At 64.4% G+C, this 16,486-nt stretch carries 16 protein-coding genes; 1 reads left to right on the top strand and 15 read right to left on the bottom strand.

Annotated elements, in window-relative coordinates:
- Nucleotides 1–70 precede the first annotated feature (70 nt).
- The 8 genes from ccoS to ccoN form a co-directional block, all read right to left on the bottom strand.
- Nucleotides 71–286, bottom strand: coding sequence for a cbb3-type cytochrome oxidase assembly protein CcoS (gene ccoS / locus CXZ10_RS20740; protein ID WP_101291278.1), 216 nt, complete (start codon nucleotides 284–286; stop codon nucleotides 71–73).
- Nucleotides 283–2,595 (bottom strand): heavy metal translocating P-type ATPase, encoded by a 2,313-nt coding sequence (locus CXZ10_RS20735; RefSeq protein ID WP_244617189.1) that lies wholly within the window; start codon nucleotides 2,593–2,595, stop codon nucleotides 283–285. Before CXZ10_RS20735 ends, ccoS begins: the two co-directional genes overlap by 4 nt.
- 14 nt (nucleotides 2,596–2,609) lie before the next feature.
- Entirely contained in the window at nucleotides 2,610–3,119 is a 510-nt protein-coding gene (locus CXZ10_RS20730) for a FixH family protein (RefSeq protein ID WP_180336113.1), read from the bottom strand.
- 85 nt (nucleotides 3,120–3,204) lie between these two features.
- A complete protein-coding gene (ccoG, locus tag CXZ10_RS20725) occupies nucleotides 3,205–4,659 on the bottom strand; it encodes a cytochrome c oxidase accessory protein CcoG (protein WP_101291276.1) in 1,455 nt (484 codons plus the stop codon).
- Between the two features lie 188 nt (nucleotides 4,660–4,847).
- Nucleotides 4,848–5,714, bottom strand: a complete 867-nt coding sequence (gene ccoP, locus CXZ10_RS20720; RefSeq protein ID WP_101291275.1) for a cytochrome-c oxidase, cbb3-type subunit III — start codon at nucleotides 5,712–5,714, stop codon at nucleotides 4,848–4,850.
- 3 nt (nucleotides 5,715–5,717) lie between these two features.
- Nucleotides 5,718–5,873, bottom strand: coding sequence for a cbb3-type cytochrome c oxidase subunit 3 (locus CXZ10_RS20715; RefSeq protein ID WP_101291274.1), 156 nt, complete (start codon nucleotides 5,871–5,873; stop codon nucleotides 5,718–5,720).
- Nucleotides 5,874–5,882: 9 nt separating this feature from the next.
- Nucleotides 5,883–6,614, bottom strand: a complete 732-nt coding sequence (gene ccoO / locus CXZ10_RS20710) for a cytochrome-c oxidase, cbb3-type subunit II (protein ID WP_101291273.1) — start codon at nucleotides 6,612–6,614, stop codon at nucleotides 5,883–5,885.
- A gap of 11 nt (nucleotides 6,615–6,625) precedes the next feature.
- The gene (ccoN, locus tag CXZ10_RS20705) at nucleotides 6,626–8,251 is read right to left on the bottom strand and encodes a cytochrome-c oxidase, cbb3-type subunit I (RefSeq protein WP_210199979.1); all 1,626 of its coding nucleotides are present in this window, start codon (nucleotides 8,249–8,251) and stop codon (nucleotides 6,626–6,628) included.
- A gap of 517 nt (nucleotides 8,252–8,768) precedes the next feature.
- On the opposite strand from ccoN, the gene hemN reads away from it, so the two are divergent.
- Nucleotides 8,769–10,130 (top strand): oxygen-independent coproporphyrinogen III oxidase, encoded by a 1,362-nt coding sequence (gene hemN, locus CXZ10_RS20700; RefSeq protein ID WP_101291271.1) that lies wholly within the window; start codon nucleotides 8,769–8,771, stop codon nucleotides 10,128–10,130.
- 7 nt (nucleotides 10,131–10,137) lie between these two features.
- Here the strand turns inward: hemN and CXZ10_RS20695 are convergent, their stop codons facing one another.
- From CXZ10_RS20695 to CXZ10_RS20665, 7 genes are all read right to left on the bottom strand, one after another.
- A complete protein-coding gene (locus tag CXZ10_RS20695; protein WP_210199977.1) occupies nucleotides 10,138–10,896 on the bottom strand; it encodes a Crp/Fnr family transcriptional regulator in 759 nt (252 codons plus the stop codon).
- A gap of 395 nt (nucleotides 10,897–11,291) precedes the next feature.
- The gene (locus tag CXZ10_RS20690) at nucleotides 11,292–11,630 is read right to left on the bottom strand and encodes a response regulator (RefSeq protein ID WP_101291270.1); all 339 of its coding nucleotides are present in this window, start codon (nucleotides 11,628–11,630) and stop codon (nucleotides 11,292–11,294) included.
- A gap of 74 nt (nucleotides 11,631–11,704) precedes the next feature.
- Nucleotides 11,705–12,325: a response regulator transcription factor gene (locus CXZ10_RS20685; protein ID WP_101291269.1), complete on the bottom strand. Its 621-nt coding sequence runs from the start codon at nucleotides 12,323–12,325 to the stop codon at nucleotides 11,705–11,707.
- Between the two features lie 246 nt (nucleotides 12,326–12,571).
- Entirely contained in the window at nucleotides 12,572–13,735 is a 1,164-nt protein-coding gene (locus CXZ10_RS20680; RefSeq protein WP_101291268.1) for a two-component system sensor histidine kinase NtrB, read from the bottom strand.
- 165 nt (nucleotides 13,736–13,900) lie between these two features.
- On the bottom strand, nucleotides 13,901–15,106 hold the full coding sequence (locus CXZ10_RS20675; protein ID WP_101291267.1) for a pyridoxal phosphate-dependent aminotransferase: 1,206 nt from the start codon (nucleotides 15,104–15,106) through the stop codon (nucleotides 13,901–13,903).
- Nucleotides 15,107–15,252: 146 nt separating this feature from the next.
- Nucleotides 15,253–15,669: a large conductance mechanosensitive channel protein MscL gene (mscL, locus tag CXZ10_RS20670; protein ID WP_101291266.1), complete on the bottom strand. Its 417-nt coding sequence runs from the start codon at nucleotides 15,667–15,669 to the stop codon at nucleotides 15,253–15,255.
- 204 nt (nucleotides 15,670–15,873) lie between these two features.
- Entirely contained in the window at nucleotides 15,874–16,299 is a 426-nt protein-coding gene (locus tag CXZ10_RS20665) for a hypothetical protein (protein WP_101291265.1), read from the bottom strand.
- Between the last annotated feature and the right edge of the window lie 187 nt (nucleotides 16,300–16,486).

Here is a 16,486-nt window from a genome sequence, read left to right as displayed (position 1 = left end):
AACGAAAAAGCGGGACCGGTGGCAACGCCGGTCCCGCTTTTGTTTGGGAGCAGCTGGCGCTGGATGCGGCTCAACCCCTGCGCCGTTCCTCGCCTTCCGGAACCCGGCCGCGCACGCCTTCGCTATCCGCCTCGGGCTTGTCTTCGATGTCGTCGTCCTCAAGGATGCGCCAGGCAGCGCCTTCGAGATCCTCGTACTGACCGGTCTTCAGCGACCACATGAAGCCAGCGAGACCCAAGAGCCCGAGGAGCAACGCGACCGGCACCAGAAAGACGAGAACGCTCATACCTGCTCCTCGGCCTGCTCCCTGGCCAGTTCCTCGCGAGCGGCGGCCACTGCCGCCGCCGGTCGCTCCGCCGGTGGGGCCGCCACACGACGCAGCCGCAAGGCATTGAGCGTGACGATCAGCGACGAGCCCGACATGGCGGCCGCGGCGATCAGCGGCGTGACGTAGCCGAGCACGGCGATCGGCACGGCGATCAGATTGTAGACAACCGCCGTCCAAAGGTTTTGTTTCATCAGCCGATAGGCAGCCCGCGACACATCAAGGGCGATGACCACCGGTTTCAGACGGTCTCCCAGGAAGACGGCGTCGGAGGCGGCCTGCGCCAGATGGGCGGCGGACACCGGCGACAGGGACACATGCGCGGCGGCGAGCGAAGGCGCGTCGTTGAGGCCGTCGCCGACCATCAGCACCCGCCGGCCCTCGGCCTTCAACGCGTCCAGCCGGGCGATCTTGCCGGCCGGATCGACCTCGGCCTGCCATTCGGACACACCCAGCCGGTCCGCGACGACGGCGACAGCGGCCTCGCGATCGCCCGACAGGATCATGATCCGGCAGCCCTTTGCCCGAAGCTCGGCGATCACCTCCGGAGCGTCCGTCTTGAGACGCTGGGCGAAGGCGAACACGGCGCTGCGCTCGCCATCGGAGAAGGCAATGAGCGAGGCGTCGGGATGAGCGGCGCGTACCGGGTCCGCCACGTCGCTGCCGATCCCGCAGAAGGAGAGCGAACCGAGCCGCAGCGTCCGGCCCGCCACATCGGCCATGACGCCTTCGCCCGTCACCTCGCGGGCGCCGTCGATGGCTCCAGTGGCACCGGACGCCCGGGCCAGCGCCTCCGCCAGCGGATGCCGGCTCGAACGGGCGAGCCGGCCGGCGAGATCGAGCAGGTCGTCGGAAACGGCGGTCCGGTTGGCCAGGATTGGCTCGGGGCTGGTCAGGGTACCGGTCTTGTCGAAGACGACGGTGTCGATGCGGGCAAGGCGTTCGATGGCGTCGCCGGCATTGAGCAGAATGCCGTTTCGGAAAAAACGCCCGGCCGCCGTCACCTGCACCGCCGGCACGGCAAGCGCCAGGGCACAGGGGCAGGTGATGATCAGCACGGCGATGGCATTGATGAGCGCCGTATGCCAACCGGCGCCGGCCATCAGCCAGCCGGCGGCGGTCAGGAAAGCCGAAGAATGGACAACCGGCGCATAGGCGCGGGCGGCACGGTCGGCCAGACGGAGCGCACCGGACTTGGCCGATTGCGCCTCGCCGATCAGCCGCTCAATCTCGGCCATCAGTGTGCCTTCGACGGCAGCGGTGACCACCACCGTCAGAAGGCCCGCCCCATTCAGCGTGCCGGCATGAACGACATCGCCGGGTGCGACCGGCGCCGGCAGAGTTTCGCCGGTGACCAGACTGCGATCGACGTCGGACCGTCCGGAAAGCACCTCGCCGTCGACCGGCACCCGTTCGCCGGGCCGCACAACCACGATATCGCCCGGGCGAACGGCACTCAGCGGCACCCGCACCAAGTCGCCATCCGCGCCACGCTTCAACGCCGAGTCGGCACGCAAGGTCGCCAGCGTTTCCGCCTCGACCGCCGTGCGGCGGCGCATGTTCTCGTCGAGGAAGCGACCGAGCAGCAGGAAGAACAGCAGCATCAGCGCGCTGTCGAAATAAGCCTCGAGAGCGTGGGTCAGCGTGTTGAAGATGGAAAGCCCCATGGCGAGGCAGACGCCGATCGAAATGGGCACGTCCATGTTGAGCGATCGGCGACGAAGGGCGGCCAAAGCGCTGCGAAAGAACGGACGGGCGGCATAGGCCACCGTCGGGATGGCGATGAGCGCGCTCATGAAATGGAAGAAGTCGCGCGTCTCGGGCGTGATGTCGGTGACATTGCCGGACCAGACCGACACCGACATCAACATCACGTTCATGGCGCCGAAGCCGGCGACGCCCATGCATTTCAGGAGTTCGCGCGCCTCGGCGGACCGGTTGTCGCGCCGCAGGGCAGGATCGAAGGGCTGTGCCGGATAGCCGATGGCCGCCATGCGCTCCAGCACCGCGTCGGGTGTCACCTTGTCGGGCGAGAAGACCACCGAGGTGCGACGGTTGCCGACATTGACCCGGGCACGCACCACGCCCGGCAGGCGGCGAAGGCCGCGCTCGATGTCGGTGAGGCAGGCGGCGCAGGTGATGCCGTCGACGGCCAGCTCGATGCGGCGGGTACCGTCGCGATCGGCAACCGTGTAGGCGTCCCAGTCGTGATCGACGGGCCGACCCGCGGGGCCGCCTTCGAGATCGCCGGCGTTCACCGCAATGTTCACGGCGTTGCCCTCCGTCAGCGGATGAGGCGCAGTTGGTTGCGGCTCATGAAAAGCCGGTCCTCGCCCTTGTAGGCCTCGATGGTGAGGTTCCACATGCCCGCCTTCACGGTCGGCACTACCGCGCGATAGGTGCCGCTCGCCACTTCCGGCAGGCTGGCCGAATGGTCGTGGTCCGGATCGACGGCATGGGTCAGCCGGACGCGTACGTCGAGACCGTGAAGATCGGCCCCCGCCTTGTCAGCAAAATGGACCTCGACGGAGGCGTCGTCGCCCACTGGCCGAACGGCGGCATCAACCGCCCAGCCGCGTTCGGCCTGCGCCTTGCCGGCCTCGATCTCGCCCTCGAACTGCTGGCTGGCCCGATAGCTCGACGCCACTTCGACACCGGGAAAGGTCGACACGGCCAGATAGATGAAGACGCCATTCACCGCGAAGGTGATGCCGAAGAAGGCGAGGAGCCAGAGAAGGACGCCCCGCCCGGTCAGACGACGGCCGCGCGTGGCTTCTTCGGTGGTGGCGGTCATCCGGTGGATCTCCTCGCTCATGCCCCAGCATCTGCTTTTTGCGAGCCGTTAGCAACCTTTCGGCCGTAGCTCCGGGCGGCACGGTTCAGTTCGTTGGCGCGGCCTTGAAGAAGTCGGACGCCGAGGCCTTCTCGCCGTTGTCGGTATCGACGATGTAGAAGTTGATCGGCGTCGACTCCGGCAACGCGGCGCCGCCGGGAACCATGACCAGCACGCGCAGCTCGCGGGTCGTGTCGGCCGGCACCTCGATCACCGGCTTGCCGCCGGCCGAGGCCACGCCCTGGGCTTCCACCGTAAAGCCGTCCGGCAAACCAGACACGGTGAGCGCGAAGTGCCGCTCGTGGGGACGCTTGTTGATGAGGCGCATGGTGTAGCCGTTGCGCGTGCCGCCGTCCGACAGATTGACGTAGAGCGGGTTGCGGTCGTGCAGGACGCTGACGCCCTGGAAGGCTCGATGGGCGAGCGTATAGGCCATGACACCGCCGATGATGACGATCAGCGCGGCGTAGAGCACGGTGCGCGGCCGCACGATGCGATAAATCGGCGGCTTGCCCTCGCTGCGCCGGGCAATGTTCATGTCGGTGTCGTAACCGATCAGCCCAGGCTCGCGGCCGACCTTCTTCATCACCGTATCGCAGGCGTCGATGCAGAGGCCGCACTGAATGCAGCCGAGCTGCATGCCTTCACGAATGTCGACGCCGGTGGGGCAGACCTGAACGCAGGCCTTGCAGTCGATGCAATCGCCGACCTCGGCGCCGGCTGCCTTGGCCCTGGCTCCCGTCCGCACCGACATGCGCGGTTCGCCGCGATCGGTGCGGTAGGTGACGTTGAGCGCCCATTCGTCGGTGAGCGCCGCCTGGATTCGCGGCCAGGGGCACATGTAGAGGCAGACCTGTTCGCGCATGAAGCCAGCCAGCGAATAGGTCGTGAATGTCAGGATGCCGATCCAGATATAGACGATCGGCGCGGCATTGCCGGTGAAAATGTCCCTGATGATCGTCGGCGCATCGCCGAAGTAGAGCACCCAGGCGCCGCCGGTTCCGACGGCGATCAGCAGCCAGACGACATGCTTGCCCGCCTTTCGGGCAAGCTTGCCGGCGCTCATCGGCGCACGATCCATCAGGATGCGGTCGCGGCGGTCACCCTCGAACCAGCGCTCGACGGCGAAGTAAAGGTCGGTCCACACCGTCTGCGGGCAGAGGTAGCCGCACCAGACACGGCCGGCAACCGCGTTCATCAGAAACAGGGCGACGGAGGCCAGTACCAAGAGGCCCGTCAGGTAATAGACTTCCTGCGGCCAGATCTCGATGCCGAAGAAATAGGCCTTGCGGCCCGCCATGTCGATCAATACCGCCTGCCCAGGCGCATCCGGACCCCGGTCCCAGCGGATGAACGGCAGGAGATAGTAGATTCCGAGCGTGATGATCAGCACGGACCACTTGATGGTCCTCAATCGGCCGCTGACTGATGCTGGGTAATTCTTCTTGGCGGCGGCATAATAGCTGTCGCTTCCGGCCGCCACGTTCTCATCGACCCGCATGTTGCCTTCGTCTCCCAGAGACCGTCGGTTCATCCCGACGGACGAAGCATTCGCCTCTTATTAGCACATAAGCATAAAAAGACTGAAGAACGAACCGCGAATTGAGCAACACGGCCATGCCCGACCTGACCTTGCAAAGAACGGCGGCAGGCCAGGCCCGCCGCCGCCTCAACTCTCCTCAAGAAGGCTCAGGTGCCGCCACCGAGATCGTGGACGTAGATCGCCAGCGACTTGATGGTCACCGGATCGAGCTTGCCGCCCCAGGTCGGCATGACCCCGCGATGGGCATGGGTGACGGTGTAGATCACCGACTCCTCGTCGCCACCATAGAGCCAGACCTTGTCGGTCAGGTTCGGCGCGCCCAGTTCCTGAATACCCTTGGCGTCCTCACCATGGCAGCTGGTGCAGTTCTCGACGAAGATCTGCTTGCCCGCTTCGACGTCAGCTCCCTTGACGGAGCTTCCCGACAGCGACAGCACGTAGCCGGCAACATTGCGGACCTGCTTGGCATCAAGCAACCCGTCGGCACCGAAGCGCGGCATGTCGTTCATGCGCGTGTCCGGGCTGGTCGAGCGCACGCCGACCGTGATGGTCTGCTCGATGTCGGCAAGCGTACCGCCCCACAGCCAGTCGTCGTCCTGCAGGTTGGGATAACCCTTGGAGCCGGTGGCGCCGGAACCATGGCAGGGCGCGCAGTTGTCGCCAAAGGCCGCCCGGCCTTGGGCCATGGCGAACTCCAGCATCTTGGGATCGTTCTTGATCTCCTCAAGGCTGGCGTTCGCCAGTCCCTTGCCCACCTCGGCGCGCGCTGCCTGGCCGGCCGCGGTCTCGTCAAGCGCCGAAGCGCGTTGCGAGTAGCCCAGCAGACCCTTGGAATAGCTCGTGACGAGCGGCACGGCCGGATAGACGAAGACGTAGCCGACCGCAAAGACGATGGTGGCGTAGAACACCCAGAGCCACCAGCGCGGCAGCGGGTTGTTGAGTTCCTTGATCCCATCCCACTCGTGGCCTGTGGTCGCCACGCCTGTGACCTTGTCGATATCCTCGTGAGCCATGGCTCAATCCTCCTCAAGCGGGATCTGCGCGGCGTGATCGAACTTCGCCTTGTTCTTCGGCCAGAGCGCGTAGACGCAGATGGCCGAGAAGATCAGGAAGAAGTACAGAAGCCCGCTTTGTTGGGCGAAGGCGGCAACCTGTTCGTAGCTGAAGTCCATGGCTGCACCTCAACGCAGGTTGGCTTTGTCGTCGTAGGTCGAGAAGTCGACCAACGTGCCGAGCATCTGGAGATAGGCGACGAGCGCGTCCATCTCCGAGAGCCTGTCCGGGTTGCCGTCGAAGTCGCGCACCACCGCCTTGGGATAGCGGGCGACCAGAGCGTCGGCCGTGCCGTCCGGGTTCACCTGGGCCTTGAGATCGGCTTCGGCATTGGCGATGGCTTCGTCGGTGTAGGGCACACCTTCGATCCGCAGCGTCTTCATGTCCTCGGCGATGAGATTGGTCTTGAGCGGCGCTTCCTTCAGGAAGGGATAGGCCGGCATGACCGAGGCCGGCACCACCGAGCGCGGGTCGACCAGGTGGGCAACGTGCCAGTCGTCGGAATACTTGCCGCCCACGCGGGCGAGATCGGGGCCCGTCCGCTTCGATCCCCACTGGAAGGGATGATCGTACTGGCTTTCCGCCGCCAGCGAGAAGTGGCCGTAACGCTCGATCTCGTCGCGCATCGGGCGGATCATCTGGCTGTGGCACAGATAGCAGCCTTCGCGGACGAAGATGTTGCGACCGGCAAGCTCCAGCGGCGAGTAGGGACGCATCCCGGTCACCGTCTCGATGGTGCTCTTCAAGTAGAACAGCGGGACGATCTCGACCAGACCGCCGATGGCCACCACGATCAGGATGCCGATCAGGAGAACGATGGAGTTCCGCTCGAACACCGCATGCTTTTGCATGAGACTCATCAGTCGTCTCCTTACTCGGCCGGAGCCAAGGCCACGTCAGCGGCCGGCTTTTCGGCCTCGCCGTGGCGAATGGTGAGATAGAGGTTGACCGCCATGATCACCGCGCCGGTCAGGAAGAGGATGCCGCCCAACGCACGGATCACATAGTAGGGATGCATCGCCTCGACGGTTTCCACGAAGGAATACTGCAGGAAACCGAGCTCGGTGTAGGCGCGCCACATCAGACCCTGCATGATGCCCGACACCCACATGGAGGTGATGTAGAGCACGATGCCCAGAGTCGAGATCCAGAAGTGCCAGTCGACCAGCTTCAGCGAATAGACGTCCCGCTTGCCATAGACCCAGGGGACCAGGCAGTAGAGCGCGCCGAAGGAGACGTAGCCCACCCAGCCGAGCGCGCCCGAATGCACGTGGCCGATGGTCCAGTCGGTATAGTGGCTGAGCGAGTTGACGGCCTTCACCGACATCAGCGGTCCCTCGAAGGTCGACATGCCATAGAAGGCGACCGACACGACGAGAAGGCGCAGCACCGGATCGGTGCGGAGCTTGTCCCAGGCGCCCGACAGCGTCATCAGGCCGTTGATCATGCCGCCCCACGAAGGCATCCACAGCATCACCGAGAACACCATGCCGAGCGTGGATGCCCATTCGGGCAGCGCGGTGTAGTGCAGGTGATGGGGACCTGCCCAGATGTAGAGGAAGATCAGCGCCCAGAAGTGGATGATCGACAGCCGGTAGGAATAGACCGGACGGTTGGCCCGCTTCGGCACGAAGTAGTACATGATGGCCAGGAAGCCGGCGGTGAGGAAGAAGCCCACCGCATTGTGGCCGTACCACCACTGCACCATGGCGTCCTGCACGCCCGACCAGACCACGTAGGACTTGGAGCCGAAGATGCTGACCGGCACCGCCGCGTTGTTGACGAGGTGCAACATGGCGATGGTGACGATGAAGGCGAGATAGAACCAGTTCGCCACATAGATATGCGGCTCCTTGCGCTTCCACAGCGTCGCCAGGAAGACTAGGAGATAGGCGACCCAGACGATAGTCAGCCAGAGGTCGGCGTACCATTCGGGCTCGGCGTATTCCTTGCCCTGCCCGACGCCGAGCAGATAGCCCGTGCCGGCGATGACGATGAACACGTTGTAGCCGAGGATGACGAACCAGGGCGTGACGAGGCCCGGCATGCGGGCGCGGCTGGTGCGCTGCACGACGTAGAAGGACGTCGCCAGCAGCACGTTGCCGCCGAAGGCGAAAATCACCGCCGACGTATGCAGGGGCCGGAGACGACCGAAGGTGGTCCAGGGAAGACCGAGGTTGAGGGCCGGATAGGCCAACTCCAGGGCGATCCAGATACCGACCGTGAAGCCGGCGATGCCCCAGAACATGGCAGCGATCGAGGCGAACTTGACCGGGCCGAGGTTGTAGTTCGGCTTGCCGTTGATCTCCTCCGGCTCGGCACGCCCATCGCGATCGATGAACGACCGGACGATCAGGAAGATGCCGGCCGCCGACGCGATGGCGCCGATGGTGGCATGAAATGCAAAGACCGGATCCAGCGCCTTGCCGGCGGCCAGAACGCAGTAGAGAAAGAGAAGCCCCAGGAAAACCGCATACGCGGTCTCCTCGAGCGACATCAGAGGTTTGGCCCTCAACGCCGTCATGTTCGTCGCCCCGTATTTGTCGGAGATCGCCTGCCGTCGCCAACGGGCGTCTCGCTTCGCCCGTTTGCCGACGCCCCTCGGAACTCCCCCGCCCCGGACCTTCGCGTCCTTGGCACGGGAAATAACCTAGTGGGCTCTACGCATACCAGCTTTGACAAAGGTCAAAACCGGTCCGGGAACGGAGCGGGTTTAGCGCAGTTCTAGACGTTTTGCCTATATCAAAATGGACTAATTATAATGTGCGTCTGGAATGGATTCCGTACTGTTGCCGGGAAAACAGATCGCACCGCAGGGGATCGTACGTAGTAGCGCTAAGTGGTGATTCGGCTGGATGCCACCCCACTTGACCCGATCAATGTCTGGGCTGGCTCTCTGCGCCGAGAGCGTATAGCGATCCTTCAGATCCGCTATGCCCGCTTCGGGCCTTTTCATGCACATGCAGCTGGCGCAAACCGCCATAGAGTTCGTGCGACGTGCTTTAGGATTGCCTATGACCTATCTGGACGAAGCCGTTTCCCTCGAAACCGTCATCCGAGCCACCGTACCGCGCTATACGTCCTACCCGACGGCGCCGCACTTCTCGACCGACGTGGGAGCGGACGCCTATGGCGGCTTTCTCGACCGGGCGGCGGCTGAGGACGGCCCGATTTCGCTCTACGTGCACATCCCCTTCTGCCACTCGATCTGCCACTACTGCGGCTGCACTACCAAGGCGACCCGGCGCTACGCGCCGATCGAAGCCTATGTCGAAGTCTTGAGGTCGGAGATCGCCATGGTGGCGGCGCGGATCGGCCGGCGGGCGGTATCGCATATCCACTGGGGTGGCGGCACGCCCAACCTTCTGTCGGCCGCAGCCTTCGAGGCGATCGTCGGTGACTTCCACCGCTTCTTCGACATCGGATCGGATACCGAGCATGCGATCGAGCTCGATCCGCGCCATCTCGGTGAGGAGCGCGCGAGTTTTCTGGCCAGCATTGGCGTCAACCGAGCCAGCCTCGGCGTGCAGGACTTCGACCCGGCGGTTCAGGCGGCGATTGGGCGCATCCAACCTGCCGAGACGGTGATGGCCGCCGTCGACCATCTGAGGGGCGCCGGCATCACCTCTCTGAGCTTCGATCTCATCTATGGGCTGCCCGAACAGACGGTCTCCTCCATCAGACGTACGGTCGAGACGGCCATGGCGCTCGCCCCCGACCGCATCTCGCTGTTCGGCTATGCCCACGTCCCCTGGTTCCGCGTCAATCAGAAGCTCATCGACACCGCAAAACTGCCGGGAAGCGAGCTGCGGCTCGAACTCGAACGAACCGCCCACGGCTCGATCAAGGCGGCTGGCTACACGCCGGTCGGCATCGATCACTTCGCCCGGCCGGGCGACGCCATGGCCCTGGCCTTGTCGACGCGAACGTTGAGGCGCAACTTCCAGGGCTACACCACCGACCGCGCCGACACGCTGATCGGCTTCGGCGCGTCATCGATCGGCCGGACGCCGGCGGGCTACGCGCAGAACGTGACGGATACCGGCAACTGGCGCGAACGCATTGTCGGCGGTCGGTTCGCCACCGAACGCGGACGCGTCCTGACGGCCGAGGACCGGCTCAGGGCTGACGTGATCGAACAGATCCTGTGCTTCTTCGACGTGGATCTCTCGGCAATGGCGGCGCGCCACGGCGCGGATCTCGCCGTGTTTTCCGCCGACCTCGACAAACTGGAACCGCTCGTCCGCTCCGGCTGGGTGACCGCTCATGGTGGACGGGTTGCCATCCTCCGCCATGGCGCCGAGCTGGCGCGCCTTGTCGCTTCGGCCTTCGATGCCTATCTCGGCACCGGCGGGCGGCATTCAGTGGCGGTGTAGTCTCGGTTCAGTGGATGCCGGTCATCTTGCAGACGCGGCAGACGTTGACCAGGCGAATGCGGTCATTGCGCTCGATGGCGATGACCCCTCGCCGCTTGAGGTCAGACAGCACGCGGCTCACCGTCTCGATGGTCAGACCGAGGAAGTCGGCAATCTCCTGCCGGGTCATCTTCAGGATCACCAGCTCGGTGTCGGCGCTGTGTCGCTCCGGTCCCTTGCAGCCGACGATGCCGCGGCCGCGCACGAAGCGCATCAGGAAGCTCGCCACCCGCTCGGAGGCCGACTTGCGGCCGAGCAGCACGGCGTGGCTGTGCAACGCTTCGATGCGGGTCAGCAGGCAACGGTTGACGTGGGCGAGCAGATCGGTCGACTGGTCGATGTCGCGGCGGTCGAGCACTCGCACCTCGGCCGGGGTCAGCGCCTCGGCGGTGCAGTCGTAGAGACCGGTAAGCGAATGGCCGCAAAGGTCACCCTCGCCGAGAATGTCGACGACCTGACGGCGGCCGTCGCCGAGCAGCCGATAGAGCATGATCTGGCCGCTGACCACCTCGTAGAGATGGCTTGCCGTGTCATCCTCGCGGAACAGCACGGCGTGGGCATCATGGCGGTCGAGCCGGGCGCGCGGTGAAGTGCGATAGTGCGTCCAGGCGCTGTCGTCGACCGGCGCGCGCAGCGTGGTGCCGGCGTACCGGCTGCGATGACGACCGCCATCGAACCCACCGGCGGCAGGGCCTTCGTCGAACGACATTTTCTTCTCAATGAACATCGATCCCTCCTCGATGACACATGACCGTGGTCGGCAGCCCACCGGAAGATCGATCCGGCCATCCGTCCACGGCCGTTCCTTCTCCGCCAGCTCGACCGAAACCCGTCCGCTTCGGCCGCACCACTATCGACCGTGACACAATATGGACATATGCGCCCTGCGGTAATTCGTTTGGTTACTTAACCATCGGAGGAAGGGTTACAGGGCTTGACGCGGCAGCGCGCGCCTGGGCCGCAGGTTGCGGCCACTCCTTTGAGCCATTCGAGGGTGGATGTGCCAGGACAAAACAGGCGTCCACATGGACGATCCCGTCGCACAACATTGCTTTCCCTGGGCAAAGAAGATGAAAAAACCCGGCAAGCCGGGCGATCAGAGCATCGTCCGGGCGAGTAGGATCAGGCGGTAATGGCCTCCAGCCAGTCGGCGGCCGGCGGCTTGCGCAGGATCTTCACGTCGGACAGGCCCTCGGTCTCGCGGGCGATGGTCCGCGACGACTTGCCGGAAATGGCGATCACCTTGGGCGTTGCCCCGGCCTTTTCCAGATGGCGAACGAGCTCACCGCCGCTCATGCCCGGCAAACCGAGATCGACGATCATCGTGTCATCGGGCGTCAGGGAGGCGGAGTGAATGAAGTCCTCGGCGCTGGCAAAAACACGCACCGGCAATCCCGCTCCGGAGAGCAGGGATTCCAGCGCGTCGGCGACCGAGGGGTCATCCTCAACAATGATATACATCGGCAACACTCTAAATCTGCAAAACGCAAACCAGTCGCAGGAAAAAGTAGTGTGCCTTGATCAACTGACAATGTTTATCCGTGATCCCCCGTATGCGCAGTCAGCACGATACGTACGAGATCGGCCGCATTGCGAGCGCCGAGCTTCTCCATGATGCGCGCACGGTGCACTTCGATGGTGCGCGGGGAAATGCCGAGACGCCGTCCGGCTTCCTTGTTGGAAGCACCGCCGGTGATCTCCTGGAGAACGTCGCGCTCGCGCGGCGTCAGGTGTTCGGCACCGGGGAAGCTGAGGCTGGGGCTGCTGCCGTTGGCGTGGCGGCCGTAGGAGGCGATCGCCTCGCGGACGCGCGTCACCACGGTATCGGCGTCGAACGGCTTCTCGATGAAGTCGGTGGCGCCGGCCTTGATGGCGCTGACCGCCATGGGAATGTCGCCCTGGCCGGAAATGATGAACACCGGCGCCGGGAAGGTGCCGACATCGATCGACCGGAGAATGTCGAGGCCGGACTTGCCGGGCATATGCACGTCGAGCAGCACGCAGGCCGGCTTTTCCGTCTTGAGCGCGGTCAGGAACTGGTCGCCGTCGGCGAACACTCTCACGCCATAACCTTCCATCTCGAAGATGACCGACAGCGCGTCACGCACCGAAGCGTCATCATCGACAACGAAGATTTTTCCTTCTGTTTCAGCCATGTCACCCTTCCTCGATCTGAGGATCCCTGAAGACCGCCAGGGTCCCGCCCGGCTAGCCAAGTCCATGGATCGCGTCCGCTCCGCGCCTTTTGAGCTTCCCGCCCTTGGGCGGCCCCGCAAACTGCGCGGCGGACATTGTTGGTCTACGTATTTATACGGCGAAACCTCCCGCCGCGCCAGTTACCGCCCTTTGGACGGTCGTATTGACTAGTTGCCCTTCCCCACCGGCGCCAACCGCGCCGCCTCTCACCCCCACGTATCGTCTTCCGCCTCGTCCGAACGGTGCATCGGCAGCATCAGCGTGAAGGTCGCGCCCTGGCCGTTGCCGCCTGGGTCGGCCATCAGGTCGCCGCCATGGTTCTGGGCGATTGCCCGGGAAATGGCGAGCCCCAGCCCCATGCCGGACTTCTTGGTCGTACTGAATGTTCTGAACAGCGACTTGCCGACTTCTTCGGAGAAACCGGGACCGCTGTCGGTCACCGAGACGAAGGCCGACCGATCGTCAGAGCCGATCGATACCTTCACCCAGCGCTCCTCGCTCTCCTTGGCCACCTCAAGGGCGTTGCGCAAGAGGTTGAGGATGATCTGCTGGATCTGCGTGGCGTCGGCGTCCACGTGGATGGGCGCCATGCCGAAGACGCGACGGATGGTGACGGTGGCACCCTGCGCCACGAACTCACTGAGATCGAGCGCCTCGTTGACCACCTCGCGCAGATCGACGGTGGCGCGTTCGGGATCGCGCTTTTCCACCATCTGGCGCATGCGCTGGACGATATGGCTGGCCCGCTCGGCCTCCAGAACCGCCTTGTCGAGCACGTCGAGCATCTTGTCGCTCGGCGGCTTGGCGTCGGCATGGCAGGCCTTGACCTGTCGGGCAACCGCTTGAAGGTAAAGCAGCAGCGCGGTGAGCGGCTGGTTGAGTTCATGGGCCATGGCGGCGCCCATCTCATCCATGGCCGACAGGCGGGTCATGTGCACCACTTGAGCCTGGAGCTGCGACACCCGCTGCTCGACGGCCCGGCGCGAGCGCAGGTCGCGCAACACGCCGATATACTGCCGGCCATCGGTTGTCTTCGCCTCGCCGACCGACAGTTCCAATGGGAAGACAGTGCCGTCGCGATGCATGCCGGACACTTCACGCCCGATGCCGATGATCCGCCTCTCACCGGTACGGTGATAATTATGCATGAAGCGGTCGTGGTAGGTCGAGAACTCGGGCGGCATGATCAGCGACACGTTCTGGCCGATCGCCTCCTGGGCGGTATAGCCGAACAGCCGTTCGCAGATCTTGTTGAAGACCAGCATGCGACCAGTATCGTCGATGACGATGATGCCATCGGCGGCGGTGTCGAGAAGGCTCTCGAAACGAGCTTCCGAAACCGCTGTCCTGCGGTCCTCGAGTTCACCCATATCCGCCTCGCTCTCCCCTTCGTCCCGTTTGGCCACGGCCTCGGCCTACGAGCCTGTCAAATCAGGAACAGCCCTTCAGTGCAAGTCCGGATGTACCATGCACGAGTTTGACGGAAAAGGAACTGTTCCAGATCAAATTCAAATGCAAATGCCTGCAAAAAGTCGCTAACGACCGCCGCCAAGCCCTCGGCGCGTGGCGAGCCAGGCCGGAAGACGGTCGAGCGCGGCGGTGATGTCCTGCGGATCCCCGGCGAAGCAGAGGCGCATGAATCGCTCGCCACCTCGACCAAAGGCGGTGCCTGGCGCGATGCCGACACCGGCCTCGCGCACCATGTCGAGACAGAGGCGACGCGTGTCGCTCTCCCCCTCGACGGAGAAGAACAGGTAGAAGGCGCCATCGGGCGGCGACATCGTCACGCCATCCGTGGCAGCGAGCGCGGCGATGACCGCCGCCCTGTTGTCGCGCGCCCGGGCGATCTGGAAGGCAAGAAAATCCTCGCCGTTGTCGAGCGCCTCGACGGCCGCCCGCTGCATGAAGACCGCCGTTCCCGAGGTCGTATACTGCACCAGATTCTGGACGGTGGCGTTGAGGGCGGCAGGAACCTCGATCCAGCCGATGCGCCAGCCGGTCATCGCCCAGTTCTTGGAGAAGGTGTTGACGAAGATCAGGCGGTCTTCAGGCTCGGCCACTTCATGGAAGGACGGCGCCACCATGACACCGTCCAGGTAGCAGAAGCGGCCGTAGACCTCGTCGGCGACGATCCAGATGCCGTGCTGGCGGGCGATGTCGAGGATGGCGGCGAGACGATCGCGGCTTGCCACCCAGCCCGTGGGGTTGCCCGGCGAGTTGACGAAGATGGCACGCGTGCGAGGCGTGATCGCCGCCTTGAGATCGTCGGGATCGAGATCCCAACCGCTCGGACCGAAGCGCATGGGCACCTCGCACATCGAAGCGCCGCAGAGCGCAGCGGCGGCCGGTGCGTTCGGCCAGGCGGGCGTCGGCACGATCACCTCGTCACCGGCGCCGGTAACCAGCGACGCCGCCATCTGAATGGCGTGCATGCCCGAGCCGGTGATGATGAAGCGGGCGGCGTCGGCAGGGCGGCCGCCGAACGGCCCGTAGAGCCGGTCATGATAACGGCAGAGGGCTTCCCTCAGTTCGGGAAGCCCCGCCTGATGGGTATAGAAGGTTTCACCGGCCAGTAGCGAGCGGACCGCGGCGTCGCGGATATGGGCGGGTGTCGGCAGGCTGCCCTCGCCGACCCAGAGTTTTGCGGTTCCCGGCCTCTTCAGTCCTTCGAGATGAACTTCGACGATGCCGCTCGGCGGCGCGTTCCGGGCGGTTGGCCGGATATCGTCGAGAAAACGCATGGCAACATCGGGTGTCATGGGGATGCCTTGCTCGGATGCCCGGCGGGAATCGCCGTCATCCGGGAGTATCAGGCTCGCAAAAACGAATCAAAACGCAAAATATGGAAGAAGCTGCCGCGGCCCTGACGATCGCGGCGCGTTCCCCTTCAGCCCTTCTTCAGAAGGTCGCGGATCTCCGTGAGCAAAGCGACGTCGGCCGGCACTTCGGGAGGCGCCGCCACCGGAGGTTCCGAGGAGGTCTTCAGCCGGTTCATCACCTTCACCACCATGAACAGGACGAAGGCGATGATCAGGAAATTGATGGCCAGCGTCACGAAGTTGCCGTAGGCGATCGTCGCGCCGGCCTTGCGGGCGGCCTCGAGATCGCTCGCCACCGGTTGCCCGGACAGCTGGACATAGAGATTGGTAAAGTCGATGCCACCGGTGATCAGGCCGATGATCGGCATCAGGAGATCGGCGACGATCGAGTTGACGAGGCCGCCGAAGGCGCCGCCGATGATCACACCGATAGCCAGGTCTACCATGTTGCCGCGTAGCGCGAATTCCTTGAATTCCTTGAGCATGTTTCAGCCTCCCCGCATGTGCTTAGGGTGAGTGCGATCATGCAGCAGCGCTTGCCGCGCTGCCATGGCCTGGGTCGGCCCCGACCGCATTTTTACGGATAAATCTGTGGATTTCGGTCCGTCGCCAGAGCGCTTCCGGTGAAATGAGATTCAACGGAAGAGCGGACGCAAAACCGGTTCCCACTTTTGCTGGAACTACTCCAGCTAGATCGGTGCCTCGTCCCGTTCGCGCAGTCGACCGACCAGATCGAAGAAATGGCGGAACATGCGATCGCTAAGGTCGAAGAATTCTTGCAGACGGCGCTCGTCGTCCTGACCGAGAAGCGGCGTCCGCGTGCCGTCGGCCTCCAGGGCGGCGATCCGCTTGCCAAGTCGCTCGTTCTCGGCCTCGAGTTCGGCGATGCGGTCTTCATAGGCCTTGCGATCGTCGGCGATCAGTTCGCAGGACCAGCCGCCACTGCGCGACGCGCAAAGGGAGACGTCGCCAGTACGACGGTCGATCTTCAGATATTCGCCGGTGGCCGGCTGCAGACTGTAGCCTTCCTGAGGTGGTGGCGGTTCTTGGGCCGTTGCAGTTTGCGAGGTGAGAATGGTGCCGAGGGCAAGAAGGGCTGCCAGGATCGCGCGCATCGTGGGTCTCCCGGTTGGTTTTCTCGCCAACAGAATACCCCATCGAGCGCCTTGACGTGTTCTTTTATTCCGGCCTCAGGCGCCGGCGGGCCTCCGGCCCCTGGCTTTCGCTCCGCTTGACGTCTTTCGAGACGCTTCGGGTCTCGAAAGACCCGCTTCGCGCGGCGTCGCTTGACGCCGGAAGCCG

The organism is Pleomorphomonas diazotrophica (assembly GCF_002844595.1).
In the GTDB taxonomy this organism is placed as follows: Bacteria; Pseudomonadota; Alphaproteobacteria; order Rhizobiales; family Pleomorphomonadaceae; genus Pleomorphomonas; species Pleomorphomonas diazotrophica.
Note: the sequence above shows the minus strand (reverse complement) of the source record. Positions and strands in the feature narration are given on the sequence as shown.